Genomic DNA, 12,553 nt, shown 5'->3' on the forward strand with positions numbered 1-12,553 from the left:
CCACGCCCGCGGGATCCTCTCCTTCGGCCTCCCGAGCGGAGCGATCGACGTCAGCCGCAGGCACGGGCCCGTCCCCGTCAGCCGCAGGCACGGGCCCGTCCACATCGGCCGCAGACGAGGAACCGTCGACGTCAGCCGCACGCTCGGGACGGTCCACGTCAGCCGCACGCTCGGGCCCGTCCACGTCAACCTCGAACGAGGAACCGCCGACGGCAGGTCCACGCGCGGGACCATCGACGTCAGCCGCAGGCGCGGGACGGTCCACGTCGGCCACAGACGAGGGATGGTCCATGTCAGGAGACGAGGAGAGAGCGACGTCAGCCTCATGCGTCGAACCGTCGACATCCGTCTCACCGACGTGATCCTCTGCCCCCACCCGCACGTCCTCGTCGCCTTCCTGGCTGTTCTCCTCCCGACCGCCCGACGAACCGTCTCCGCCCTTGCCGTCCCGGGCGCCGTGCAGGCTCTCGCCGGACCTCTGCGTCTCTTCCTCGCCGCCCGTGTCGGGCTCGTTCTTCCCCGACGGCCGCGTTTGCCCGGCGCCCTCGGCGCCCGATGCCGACTGACCCGGCTGATCCACCAAGCCCCTCAGGCGCTCCAGGTCGGTCCTACCCCGGTGATCACCGGGGCGCCCCTCCCCGGCCGACCCACCACCCTCCGCGTGGCCCCGGTGTTCCCGGCGCTCCCGGTGTTCCCCAGGTTCCGCGTGGTCCGTGTGGTCCTGGTTCGTGACGGCGGTCACCGGTCACCTCTCCTTCTGAAGTACGGACAGCGCGGCAATGAGTTCGGCCTGCGGTTCGGCGTGGACGTCGAGTCCGTCCAGCGGCGCGAGCCGGCGCTCGCGTTCGTTGTGCATGACGCGGTCGAGGTGTTCGGCGAGCAGCCGCCCGCCCCGGTCGCGCAGCCGCAGCGCGCCATGGGCGCCGATCCGTTCAGCGAGCCCTTCGCCGGCCGAACGGGCTCTGCGGCCGCCGAGCAGGACGGTGGCGACGAGGGCCGCGACGAGTTCGGGATCGGGTGCGGCGCCGCGTTCGAGGCCGCGCACCTCGTCCTCGGCGTACTCCTCCAACTCGCGCCGCCAGCGCCGTACGGCCATGCCGATGCGGTGTTCGGCGGTCTCCACGGAGGAGTCACGGTCGAGCAGTTCCGGGGCGCCCGCGGCCGGTTCGCGACGCCAGGCCTCGTCGACGCGTTCGTCGGCCGCGGTGACGGCGCACAGCAGCAGCGCGACCAGACTCTCCGCGAGCGCGTCGAGCAACTCCCCGGCGGTGCAGTCCAGCGGGAACGCCCGCCAGCGCTTGAGGGCGTCACCGGCGAGCACGGCACCGTTCTGCAACCGGCCTCGCACGCGCGCGTACTCGCTGTCGTACGCCCCGTCGACGGCCGAGGTGAGCCGCAGCGCGGCCGCGTACTGGGCGGCGGCGGCGCCGGCCAGTTCGGGCATGCGGGACTTGAGCGAGTCGAGGACGCCGTAGGCCGTGCGGGCCATCACTTCGTGTCGGGCGGCGGCGTCCTGCGCGTGATGGATGAGCCAGGTGCGCAGGGGTGCCACGGCAGTGGCCGGAAGCAGTCCCCCGCCCCATGCGGACTCGGGCAGCTCGGGCACGGTGAAGCGCGGTACGTGGCCCAGGCCGGCCTTGGTGAGCAGGGCGCCGTACTGCCGGGAGACCTCGGAGACGACCTGGTGGGGTACCCGGTCGAGGACGCTCACGAGCGTGGCGTTGTACTCCTTGGCGGTGCGCAGGAGATGCCAGGGCACGGCATCGGCGTACCGCGCGGCCGTGGTGACCATCACCCAGATGTCTGCGGCGCAGATGAGTTCGGCGGCCAGGACGCGGTTGTCGGCGAGCAGGGAGTCGACGTCGGGCGCGTCGAGAAGGGCGAGGCCGGGCGGAAGGGTGTCCGCCGTCTCGACGCGCAACAGGCGTCTGCCGTCCTCGCCGGGCAGCAACAGGTCCTCGGCGGGCTCCTGATGGGGCACCCACACGCGCGTGAGGTCGGGCAGGACGCGCATGCCGCTGAACCAGTGATGGTCCTCCGGGTGGCACACCAGCACCGGTGTCCGGGTCGTCGGGCGCAGTACGCCCGCCTCGCTGACCCGCCGCCCCACGAGGGAGTTGACGAGTGTCGACTTTCCGGCACCGGTGGATCCGCCCACCACGGCCAGCAGAGGCGCTTCGGGCTGTCTCAGCCGAGGCACCAGATAGTCGTCGAGCTGGGCGAGCAGTTCGTCGCGGTTGGCACGCGCGCGTGGCGCCCCCGCCAGGGGCAGCGGGAAGCGTGCGGCGGCGACACGGTCGCGCAGGGCGGAGAGTGCGTCGAGCAGCTGAGGCCGTACGTCCAAGGTCACCACATGCGAAGAATGCCCAATTTCGGGGGATTTATGAAGCATATAGACATGTGTGCGCGCCGACGGGACAGAAGGGACGGAAGGTACTACCGGGACAGAGGCACAGCGCAGGCATAACGAGTGCACAACACCCGGCGCTCCAGGCGCCAAAAGCGATGCACAATTCGTACCTGCCTGCGATTATCAGGACCGCTTCACCGAACCTCCACATCGAGCCACGGAGGCGAAGCGCTCAGGACAAGGAACCGGGAGCCCTATCCTTGTCCCCGGCAACGTCACGGATCAGCCCACACCCGGGCACCAGGTACGAGGCCACCACACCCGGCCCCCGTAGCTCAGTGGATAGAGCAGGCGCCTTCTAAGCGCTTGGCCGCAGGTTCGAGTCCTGCCGGGGGCGCAAGTCTCCGCCCTCCCTTTGGGAGGGCATTTTTGCTGGTCACGGCGTGTTTCACGCGCCACGACGAAGCCCCGGACACTCCCCCTGCGATCATGGGGAAGTGCCGGGGCTATCCGGCTGTCACCGGGTTTTTGCGGGTGGCCCTGTCGAATACGTGTCGAAGTTTCCGGCCAGGAGCGCCAGCCCGCACCGGGCGGCTCAGGGAGATCCCCTGCGGCCTCCAGGCGCCGTTTCCGGTCAGGAAGCTGCCCCTCGACGCAGCGTAGGTGCGCTTTTGGAACTCGGCCGCCTTGCCGTACGAGACGCGGAGGTGGCCTGCGAGTTCCCGGCGGGCCAGTCCGCCGCGGACGGTGAGTTCGCGGCGGAGCCGGGGGGCGAAGCGCGCCAGAGCTGTCCGGTGTGATTGTTGAACAGGACGGCACCCGCCTAGTCGTAGATGTCCGGGTCGAGGGCAGTGCCCAGCTCCGAGGCGTCGGACGCGTGCCGGTCACCGCGGCGGCAGGAGCTGCCGTGATCGGGCCGGTTGTGGACCGGGCCGAATGAGGGGCCCGTGAGGGTCGCGAAGACGCACGGGTGACCGCGGACTGCGGCGGGGATGTCCCGGCGGTCGTCACCGGCAAGGCCGACGCGGATCAGGTGGTAGGTGGGTGTCGCCCGCATAGGTCCAAGCGCAGGACGGGCAGCGAGAGGCACGGTCGGTTGCCGCAGGCGAGGCGGAGCCGTCCGCCCGGCTCGTTCCGCCGAGCCGACACGGCACCTGGGAACTCCCCGGCGGCATCCTCGAACTCGACGAGACCCCAGGGACCGGCGTCGCTTACGAGGTCCTGGAGGAGACCGGCATCCACGTCGAGGTCGACGAAGTCACCGGCGTCTACAAGAACCTGACCCGCGGCGTCGTTCGCTGCGAGCCCTCAGGCGGCAGCGAACGCACCTCAAGTGAGTCCACGGCGGTCTCATGGATCACGCCCGACGAGGTCACCGAGCGCATGTCCGAGGCCTTCACCATCAGACTTCTGGATGCCTTGGACTGCAACGGCCCCCATGTACGAAGCCACGACGGGCGGCACCTCATCCCAGCGGGTACGTTGTGGCTGGGGCGGTCGGTTCCGCGGCTTTAGGCAGCCAATTTGGCGCGAGCCTCGAAGATCATGGCCCCAACGTCGAGCTTTACCGGGCAGGTCCACAGACTGCCCGACGCGCCGGAAGCTTACGGGGCCATGATCACTCGCGCCAAAGCAGCTCCAGCCCAAAGCCACTCCACGGACCTTCGAGCGGCGGCATTCCCGATCTTGTCAAGAGCTGGCACGCGTTCCCGGCAGAGTCGCGATGAATGACTCGATGTCAAGTACTGCACGCCTGATAGCGCGGAGATCCTGAGTTGGCACCTCGACGTACTCGGGCTCCTCATCCTCGGGGCCGATTGGCAGCACTCCTTGTGGGGCGTAACGAGTCTGCATGAGGTCCACGTAAGCGCCGTAGTCGATCACGTAGACGTCATACCTCTCGCCGGGTTCATCCTGCGCGGAGTAGCCCCTCCTAACGACATGGAGGACCCGGGCGTCAAACAACGCCAGCAATAGTGCATTATTAGCGTCACGTTGATTGACCAAGAATCCACGAGCACGTCGTTCACGGATTACCTTGTCAATGATCCAGTTCAATAGCCTGGAGGCATCTTCCTTGCTTCTGAGAGCTGCCTCTTTGTCTGACTGAAACCATCCCCGCCCAGCAGCCCGCACATCGTGAACGGAAATCTTCTCCGTAGCGGCCCTTACGGCCGCCTTTGCGGCGATGTTCAAGGCGTCACGAGGAACCCCTTCAGCCGCGCGCACCAATTCATCAAAAGCACGCGTATCAGTGAAACCTTGCCGAACAATCCCTTGCGGGCTGGAAATGCTTGTAACGGGTGAGTTGGGGGCACCACCCAAGGTGAGGTGATTAAAAAATAGACTCTTGAAGAACTCGCGTGACCTTTCCTTATTCTCCTCGAATACCATGAACTCGTCAAGGCTCACGTTGGCCGCAATATCGGCGCCGAGTTCGAGGCCAATCAACTGACCGGATGATAGCGCGGTCCGGAAGTTGGTTTGCTGCTCGATCGCCGCGATCTTGACAGTAAGACCCTGAAGGGGCAGAAGGCATCGGACAAGGAACTCGCCCAGATAAGGTTGGATTTCCCCAGGAACACTGCTCCACTCGTCAAGCAACAGCCACACGCGGCGACTTTTAAGTGAGTCGAAAAGAGAACGCAAGCTCCGTGCTATGTCGCTGAAATTGAGCGAGATGCTTTCCGTGCCACGACGAGTTTCCGTCGTCATCTTTCTGGTCTCGTCCGAGTCTTCCGCCGAAATGTCCACCTCGGGGGCTTTGAAGCCGAGCCTGACAGCCAGACTCGATTTTGTCCCCTTCACTCTTTCACCCTCGTTGGAGACCTCAATCTCGCCAGAGACCCGAACCGTTGAGATGGAATCGAGAAGTGCATCAAGTTTAGAGATCAGGGCAACATCTGTGATCAGATCATCATCGTCGAGGGCAGCTTCCATGAGAGAGTCGTGAAACTGGTTAAGCAAGTCAACCAGCAACCTGGAAGCTCGTTCCGTGGGTTTCACTTCCTCCCCCAAGAACAGGCCCTCGGGAGACCCTACGGTGCGCAAGTCAAGATAGACAGGGATGTCCCCATTGACTCTTAAAACGGTCTCAAGGTACCTGAAAGCGTGAGTCTTTCCCGTACCTCGTCGGCCATAGATGATTTGATGATCGACCGACTCCATGACGACAGCAACGCCTGAGTCAACGAAAGTGTCCCTCAACTGTTCTGACTGACGCGACTCAGCCCGCTTGGGCACGAGGTTGAGGGCTCGGTTCAATGGGGACAGTCCGGTTGCCATGTCGCGATGGTAAGGCCAGTAGCGGATCGATGAGACCCCTTCGAACAACTGCGAGTGGGACCCCCGCAGCCTGGATGAGTACACGCGCTGGCAGAACCTTCCCGTCACCGTGGCGCAATCGCGGCAGGCGCTGTCGCCCACGTCGTGAGCTTGTTCCAGCAAGAAGCCGTAGAAGACCCAAGCGTCCCCCAAGCTGAGGGCTCGCGCACCGTGGTCACGAGGACGGCCGTCGCGGCTTGCTCTCGTTTGACGACCCGACTCGGCAGGGGGCTGAGGCCGGCGGGGGTACATCGAGGCGGGAGCGGCGAAGTACTCCAGCCGGTGCGTGACCCCATCGAGCAGTTCGGCCGGGAAGGAGACGGAGCACACCCCGGCCGCGGATTTCGGCGCCTTGCCGAAGAGCCGACCGTCCTGGCAACTCGACCTGAGCACGGCGCACGGTGACGGTCAGCCCCTCCAGGTCGATGCCCCGGCGCCGCAGGGCCCCGCCAGCTCGCCGAACCGCAGGGTGGGAAGGTCGCCAGGAGCACGAGCAGCCGGTAGCGCGGCGCGATCGAGTAGGGGAGATGGCGAGAGACCTTCGCCACCGTGAGGACGGGCCGCTCAGGCACGTCCTAGCGGGCGTCAGAGGTCTCGCTAACCACTCACAATCCATTGGTCGCCGCCGTCCACCGGAGTCATGCACTGACGGAAGGACTCGACGACGGGCCCGAAGTCAACATGCTGCAGAAGCTCCTGAAGAGGTCGAACCCCCGGCCACGAGACCCCATCTGCGCCGCTCGGGATTCGCCGCAAATTACCGTCCTCCGCAATCAGTTGACTCGGAAGAGCGGAATCACCTGGAAGGAACTCAAACAAGGAATATCTCAACCCAAGGGACCTCAACAGGTCCATATCCGTCTCGTAGACTCCCCCAACCGCCCTTGCCATTCCCCAGTCAGCCACGGTGGGATAGGCGACATGAATTGCTTGCCACAAGTCCTTGATTGGCCTCCCGTCCCATGTTAGAAGGCCATGAATTAGCTTGCCGTCGCCTCTCGGAGCGTCAACAGCCCCAGAGATTTCGGGAATCAGTGAGCGCAAATCTCCGCCATAGCCATGAATGAGGGAGGCCAAGAAGTCGGCGGGATTATATGCTTGCAAAAGTACGTCAAGACTCTTCCCTTGATGTTCCACTTCGTCAAGCCATAGCCTCAACACCTGTGTCCAATCCGGGTTACCTTCAAGGACATAATCGACGCGCGCACGGAAACGCCCCCATGCGAGAGAATGCGAAGTGTTAGCAGACGACCGCAGGAGGACTTGATTCCAACCAGCAGCGTGCTGAGCCATTGTAGCCGCTTCGGAATCATCTATGAGATCACGCCACTCTTCAAAGCTTCCCCTACGATATACGTGAGCAACCTCCAGTGAGTTTGTTTGCATGTATCGAGTTAGCTTCTCGGGCACTGTAACTTCAGCCTCTGGATGCTCAAATCCCGCAGCACAAGCAGCACGATACTCAGCCGCATGCAACTCCGGCTCCTCAAGCCCTTCATCCTCATCTGGAGCCGGCAACCTGGGGTCATTAGCATCCGCCACTCCAAGAGCTACATGGAGGATTCCCGTCCCATCATGAGGCCTCACAGCAAGGACACCAATCAGATCCTCAATCCCCACCTTCACCAAAGACCTAGTTAGTGAATCCCATTTCTCGTCAGCATCAGATCGGTTTTCGACGGAAATTCGGATTGCGGCTACGGAGAGATCTCTTTCGTTCGGCACTGGCAACGGCGTGACAGGCTCTACTGCCATAGATGCAGGGAAATCCGTCCCGACGTCAATCTTCACCCCCGTAATGGGATACACACTCGATCGGCTTATCTCGCTAAACGGAACGATGAGCTCTTTCCAGTCGGTGCTAGCGATCACCGCTCTGACTTGATCGACTCGCATCCCGCGCTCCCGCCGCAGGAGTTCACAATATTTCAGGACTTCGTGAATTGCCTCCCTGGCGGTGTTGTCGGATTTTTTTACTTCGATCGGAACGAAGATGCCGTGACGATCGCGAGCGAGGATATCGACAAAGCCGCGCGTGCCGGCACTGTTCTGAAGGTGATAGTTCTCCTTAATCAGTTTCATTCCGGGCTCGATGACTCCCAGGCGGTCGGCCAGAGCGTTCTGGATTGCCAACTCGGTCTGCTTAGTAGACACCGGTACCCCTCCATAAGCGTTGATAATCTGAGGGTACTCGTCTTCTCCTGTGTTGTCCGCGTAACGAATGATTCGAGTGCACCTCGCCCTGCTGGAATCCCGCTACCACTTGCCCTCTTATGTCTCGCTGCACCCCCACTGCCCGCAGCCGACTTGCGCCGTCGACCAGAGCAGGCCGCGACGGCTGTCCGTGGCGACGGCGCGAGATCCCTCGACTTTGGAGGCTGTGATCATTTCAGCCTTGGACTGTCCATTCAGCCGACAACAGTCAGCCCACGACGGCTTGTCCAGCATGGTCAACTCGCCAAGCCGAGAAGGCCAGCCCCAAAGCCGCCAGTGACGTCTACCGGTCCAGCCGGGCAACCGGGGCCAACTCTTCCGGTTCTGGGGGCTGCATAGCTGACGGTCACCTCAACGGGCGGGTGGTTGTGCTAGTAGTACGGGAGTGACGTACAGCAACCGCTGCTAAGGAACCCCAGCTTGTCAAGCTGATGGCGTCGACGTGCGCCCGCGCGCACCCGGCAGTTTCAGCACGCGCCTTCCCTGCTGGCGGAAGCCGAGCCACGGTTCCTGGAGCTCCACGTACTGCGTGTCAAGACCAGAGGGGGCAACAGCGTGGCGAAGTGTGGTGCGCCGACCAAGGCAGGCGGGCGATGTCAGCGGAAGGTGGTGACCGGCACCTCCCGGTGTCCAGTCCATCAGGGACCGTGGTCTGCGTACGGTGTGGCGCAACGCAAGGAGAAAGAGGCCAAGGAGAAGAAGCGCAGGATTCGCAAGAAGCGCTAGCTCCGGCTGACGTCCACAACTGCCACCAACGGCGCCGGAGGTGAGCACCTCTGTACGGCCCGGCTGCGGTCGAGCCGGCGGTGTAGTAGCGCCACTGGGCCGCGCTCGGATCGAACTCTCTGCTCGACCGGTCGGCCAAGCCGGTTTCGGACGGGAGCCGTTCGCCGGGCTTGAGGTAGCCGGTCGTGATCTGGTGCCGGAGATCGTCGGCGATGTCGTGGCGGCGAGGAGACACGGACCGGATCACCGCCGCCTCATCATCCGCACGGCAGCGAGCCGGGTCCGCGTGTGTATGGTCAGCAACTCGCCCGAGTCGAAGAGGATTTGCTTCGCGCCCTGGGAAAGCTGGAAGAGATCTTGCACCCGGCAGGCGCGGCCTCCGAGTTGGATGACGTCGCCGCGTTGCACGGTGGCCGCGGTCACCTCGACGTTTGATGCCAGCGTGCCGCTGGGCGCCCACTGCCTCACCGCTGCACCTCCGAGGGCTTCGTCTGACCCGACATCGAATGGCACGGGCAGTCGCACGACTCATAGACCACCGGGAGGTCGACCGGCGCCGAGGCCGGGGAGGACTCCGCGCAGGCGTGGTGGGTGCCGATCCGGCATGCGGTGGATCGGTAGGGGACGGCCGAGGCGTCCGTGACGCGGGTCTGTCGACGGGGATGCATCAGTGGACCCCCACCAGGGCCGACCACGCGTCGGCCGACAGATAGGGAGCGACTACCACTTCGCGCGTTCGCACACGCTTCTCCCAGGCCAGTACGTACGGGCGGACGAGCGCGACGTCCTCACCCCTGAGCGTTTGCCGGTGGTCCACGTCGTCGGAGGCACGTCGGCGGGCGGCCGTCGTCCTGTCCGGAGACAGGGAGGAGGCAGGGGCCGACGGCCCGGAGGTCGTTAAGGGGCGGCGGTGCCTGCCCCTGTGGAAGTGCCGCTCTCTGGTGAGCGAGACGGCACGGCGGATACGGTTGAGCACGCTGGTCAGCTCCTATCGCTGATGGCCCGGTCCCCCGACATCGCCCGTCGTGGGGACCGTTTTGCGTACGACCGCCCAGAGGGTGCGGCCGTTCATGCTGGTGGCCAGGAGCCCGAATCGATCGGCCTCCGCCACTACGTCCAGGGCCTCCCGCCATAACTCGGCGGCGAGCGCGTCCGGCACCTCCGCTTCGACCGACGTGTGCCGGGGGTGTTCCTCCACTCGCGTGAGGAGCCCGAGGGCGGACAGCCGGGCGGCGAGGGCCGCCGCGCTAACTCCCGAAGCGGGCATAGGGCAGCCTCCGAACCAGCGATCACTTTGAGTGAAGCTAGTTAACTAGATTAGAGCTAGTGGACTAGATTTTCCATATGCCTGAGCAGCCGCCCTATCTCCGCGTCGCCGACGAACTCCGGCGGCGGATCGTGGAGCACGTGTGGGCGCCGGGAGACCGCCTGCCCTCCCGCGCCCAGATCGGCCAGGAGTACGGCGTGGGCGAGAACGTGGTCCGCCGGGCCCAGGAGCTGCTGATCTCCCAGGGCGTGCTGGAAGGCCGGGCCGGTTCTGGGACGTACGTTGCCGAGCCCAGGCAGCGGGTGCGGGTCGTTCGTTCATCGGCGCGTGAGCAACCCACTGGGTCCCCGTTCCGTGCCGACATGAAGGCCGTCGGCAGGCAGGGCGATTGGGAAAGCCGAACTGACGCCAAGGTGTCGGCACCGGCAGAGATCGCGACACGTCTGGGGATCACCGAAGGCGACCTGTGCGTCCGAACGGCGTATGAGTTCCTTGCCGACGGCAGGCCGGTGCAACTGTCGACGAGTTGGGAGCCGTACGACCTCACGGCCGGCACTCTCGTCGTCCTCCCCGAGGGAGGACCGCACGCCGGGGCGGGCGTCGTGAACCGCATGGCCGCGATCGGCATCACCGTCAGCCACGCCGTGGAACAGCCGGAGCCGCGGCAGGCGACCTCCGAGGAAGCGTCGCTACTGGGCATCCAGAAGGCAGCGCTCGTCACGCACATCCGACGGACCTACTACAGCGACCAGGGTCGGCCCGTGGAGACAGCGGACATCGTTGTGCCCGCCGCCCATTGCGAAATCGTCTATGAGATCCCGATCAACCGTTAGCCGATCCAGGCACGACGACAGTTGAACTGACGCGTACCAGCCGGACGCCCGCTCAACTGTCCTCGTCCTCGACCAGGCCGATGGCGAAGGGGAACGACTTCAGGAAGTCGCGCCGCACAGGGTCTTCCTCCGCTTTCGCCAACTCCGAGAGCACCTGCACGAGCCGCTCGCGTTGGCCGGAGGGCAGGCGCAGCAGTTCCCCGCCGATGCTTTCCATCACCTTCACCGCGGAATCGGGATCCACTTCCTCATCCCCACAGCTCTCCAGCCACCACACGACATCGACGAGTACGCCGGTGAGCGCCGGCACGAGCGAATCCCTGTCAGTCATGCGTGCAACGTAGCCGAGCCCTACGACAGCGCCTCGTGCGCGGGTGAGTGCCTGACGACATCCCTTCGGGACGCAGCGGGTCGTCGCTCCGCTAGGGTCCACCGCATGACCAACGACGCCCCGGCCTGCCCTGATTGTGGCCGGCCCATGAAGTCCGGTGGCTTCGTACTGTCCAAGCGCGAGGATGACGGCCGACGGACCTGTCGGTCGCTGTGGAGGTGTGCTGGTCGGCATGTTTGGTGGGGCTGGGCCGACCGGCCGGAGGAGCCGTTAAAGGCCTGCCCAGTGCCGCAGCTGTTCCGCTGACATCCAAGTGCACCCGGGATGCGTGGACGTAGCCGAAGCGCGTTCGTATCCTCGTCGGTCGAATGCGTGTCGAAGTCGCCGAACGTCCACACTCAGCGCGCCGAAACGGCCAGGTCAGGCCCGCCCATCCGGTGGTCAGCTCAAGCGCCTTCTAAGCGCTTGGCCGCAGGTTCGAGTCCTGCCGGGGGCGCAAGTCTCTGCCCTCCCCATGGGAGGGCCTTTTTGCTGGTCACGGCGTGTTTCACTCGCCACGACGAAGCCCCGGACACTCCCCCGACGATCAAGGGGAGGTTCCGGGGCTGTCCCAGGAAGCTGCCCCTCGACGCAGCGTAGGTGCGCTTTTGGAACTCGGCCGCCTTGCCGTACGAGACGCGGAGGTGGCCTGCAAGTTCCCGGCGGGCCAGTCCGCCGCGGACGGTGAGTTCGCGGCGGAGCCGGGGGGTGGAGCGCTGCCAGAGCTGTCCGGTGTGATTGTTGAACAGGACGGCCCCCGCGCAGGTCGGAACCGTACGACCTCACCGTCGACACTCTCGTCGTCCTGCCCGAGGGAGGCCGCACGCCGGGGCGGGTGTCGTGAATCGCACGGCCGTGATCGGCATCACCGTCGGCCACGCCGTTGGAACAGCCGGAGCCATGGTGAGAAGGCGTCTCGTAGGCATCCAGAAGGCCACACTCGTTACGCACATCCGGGGCACGTACCACAGCGGCCAGGGGCGCCCGGTGGAGCCGGCGGACATCGTGATGTCCGCCGCTCACTGCGAGATCGGCTACGCGATTCCGATGAACCGTCCGTAGCGGTCTGCCGGACCCGTTGAAGCAGGCCGGCGGATGTCGCGACTACCTGCGGCGTCGGACGTACCAACCGGCCACCAGCACGATGAGGATGGCAACGACGAAGGCCCACACGGTCGTTGCGCCGTGGTACGAGCGGTAGGCAATCAGAGCAAGCATGTTCAGGCGGATACCCCGGGTGTGTGGCTTCAGCCGACACGCGTCGCTCGCCCTTCTGCCGAATGCCGAGCCAGGCATCGAGCCCTCGGCCTACAGACGGCCGTCGACGACGGGCAACGTGTCGCGGACGTCGACACCGGCGAGGTCCTCGGCGGCCGGCCCGACGCCCGCGTAGGCGGTGGTGCCGAGCGCGAGGGCGATCGGGGCGGTGAGTTCCGGTGAGCCGGCGAGCCCGTGAGCCCGTGAGCCGG

9 protein-coding genes, 2 tRNA genes and 5 pseudogenes are annotated in these 12,553 nt (G+C 65.2%); 5 read left to right on the plus strand and 11 right to left on the minus strand.

Annotated features, from left to right (window positions below):
* Window positions 1-745: 745 nt before the first annotated feature.
* A complete protein-coding gene (locus ACFYO5_RS04605; RefSeq protein ID WP_388704112.1) occupies window positions 746-2,353 on the minus strand; it encodes a dynamin family protein in 1,608 nt (535 codons plus the stop codon).
* Window positions 2,354-2,674: 321 nt separating this feature from the next.
* Here ACFYO5_RS04605 and ACFYO5_RS04610 point away from each other — a divergent pair.
* Window positions 2,675-2,747, plus strand: a tRNA-Arg gene (locus ACFYO5_RS04610).
* Between the two features lie 268 nt (window positions 2,748-3,015).
* On the opposite strand, the pseudogene ACFYO5_RS04615 reads toward ACFYO5_RS04610, so the two are convergent.
* Window positions 3,016-3,481 (minus strand): annotated as a pseudogene (locus ACFYO5_RS04615) (replication initiator); the annotation flags it as partial.
* A 15-nt stretch (window positions 3,482-3,496) separates the two neighbouring features.
* On the opposite strand from ACFYO5_RS04615, the pseudogene ACFYO5_RS04620 reads away from it, so the two are divergent.
* Window positions 3,497-3,865, plus strand: a pseudogene (locus ACFYO5_RS04620) (NUDIX hydrolase); the annotation flags it as partial.
* A gap of 174 nt (window positions 3,866-4,039) precedes the next feature.
* Here the strand turns inward: ACFYO5_RS04620 and ACFYO5_RS04625 are convergent.
* The 6 genes and pseudogenes from ACFYO5_RS04625 to ACFYO5_RS04650 form a co-directional block, all read right to left on the minus strand.
* Window positions 4,040-5,635 carry a hypothetical protein gene (locus ACFYO5_RS04625; RefSeq protein WP_388704115.1) on the minus strand — a complete coding sequence of 532 codons (1,596 nt, stop codon included), beginning with the start codon at window positions 5,633-5,635 and terminating at the stop codon, window positions 4,040-4,042.
* 636 nt (window positions 5,636-6,271) lie between these two features.
* Entirely contained in the window at window positions 6,272-7,828 is a 1,557-nt protein-coding gene (locus tag ACFYO5_RS04630) for an endonuclease NucS domain-containing protein (protein ID WP_388704118.1), read from the minus strand.
* Between the two features lie 913 nt (window positions 7,829-8,741).
* Window positions 8,742-8,861 (minus strand): annotated as a pseudogene (locus ACFYO5_RS04635) (GntR family transcriptional regulator); the annotation flags it as partial.
* Entirely contained in the window at window positions 8,858-9,082 is a 225-nt protein-coding gene (locus tag ACFYO5_RS04640) for a hypothetical protein (protein ID WP_388704120.1), read from the minus strand. The pseudogene ACFYO5_RS04635 and the gene ACFYO5_RS04640, both read right to left, overlap by 4 nt.
* Window positions 9,083-9,281: 199 nt before the next feature.
* Window positions 9,282-9,590, minus strand: coding sequence for a hypothetical protein (locus tag ACFYO5_RS04645; RefSeq protein WP_388704123.1), 309 nt, complete (start codon window positions 9,588-9,590; stop codon window positions 9,282-9,284).
* A 12-nt stretch (window positions 9,591-9,602) separates the two neighbouring features.
* Window positions 9,603-9,881, minus strand: a complete 279-nt coding sequence (locus tag ACFYO5_RS04650; RefSeq protein WP_388704126.1) for a hypothetical protein — start codon at window positions 9,879-9,881, stop codon at window positions 9,603-9,605.
* A 77-nt stretch (window positions 9,882-9,958) separates the two neighbouring features.
* Between ACFYO5_RS04650 and ACFYO5_RS04655 the strand changes: the two genes are divergently transcribed.
* Window positions 9,959-10,714: a GntR family transcriptional regulator gene (locus ACFYO5_RS04655; protein WP_388704128.1), complete on the plus strand. Its 756-nt coding sequence runs from the start codon at window positions 9,959-9,961 to the stop codon at window positions 10,712-10,714.
* 52 nt (window positions 10,715-10,766) lie between these two features.
* On the opposite strand, the gene ACFYO5_RS04660 is transcribed toward ACFYO5_RS04655, so the two are convergent.
* Entirely contained in the window at window positions 10,767-11,045 is a 279-nt protein-coding gene (locus tag ACFYO5_RS04660) for a hypothetical protein (protein WP_388704131.1), read from the minus strand.
* Between the two features lie 424 nt (window positions 11,046-11,469).
* On the opposite strand from ACFYO5_RS04660, the gene ACFYO5_RS04665 reads away from it, so the two are divergent.
* Window positions 11,470-11,541: transfer RNA gene (locus tag ACFYO5_RS04665), tRNA-Arg, on the plus strand.
* A 145-nt stretch (window positions 11,542-11,686) separates the two neighbouring features.
* Here ACFYO5_RS04665 and ACFYO5_RS04670 read toward each other — a convergent pair.
* Window positions 11,687-11,845 (minus strand): annotated as a pseudogene (locus tag ACFYO5_RS04670) (replication initiator); the annotation flags it as partial.
* Here ACFYO5_RS04670 and ACFYO5_RS04675 point away from each other — a divergent pair.
* A pseudogene (locus ACFYO5_RS04675) lies at window positions 11,833-12,146 on the plus strand (GntR family transcriptional regulator); the annotation flags it as partial. The pseudogenes ACFYO5_RS04670 and ACFYO5_RS04675 sit on opposite strands and share 13 nt — an antisense overlap.
* A gap of 42 nt (window positions 12,147-12,188) precedes the next feature.
* On the opposite strand, the gene ACFYO5_RS04680 reads toward ACFYO5_RS04675, so the two are convergent.
* A complete protein-coding gene (locus ACFYO5_RS04680; RefSeq protein WP_128112085.1) occupies window positions 12,189-12,302 on the minus strand; it encodes an LPXTG cell wall anchor domain-containing protein in 114 nt (37 codons plus the stop codon).
* Between the last annotated feature and the right edge of the window lie 251 nt (window positions 12,303-12,553).

The organism is Streptomyces sp. NPDC006259 (assembly GCF_042870975.1).
In the GTDB taxonomy this organism is placed as follows: domain Bacteria; phylum Actinomycetota; class Actinomycetes; order Streptomycetales; family Streptomycetaceae; genus Streptomyces.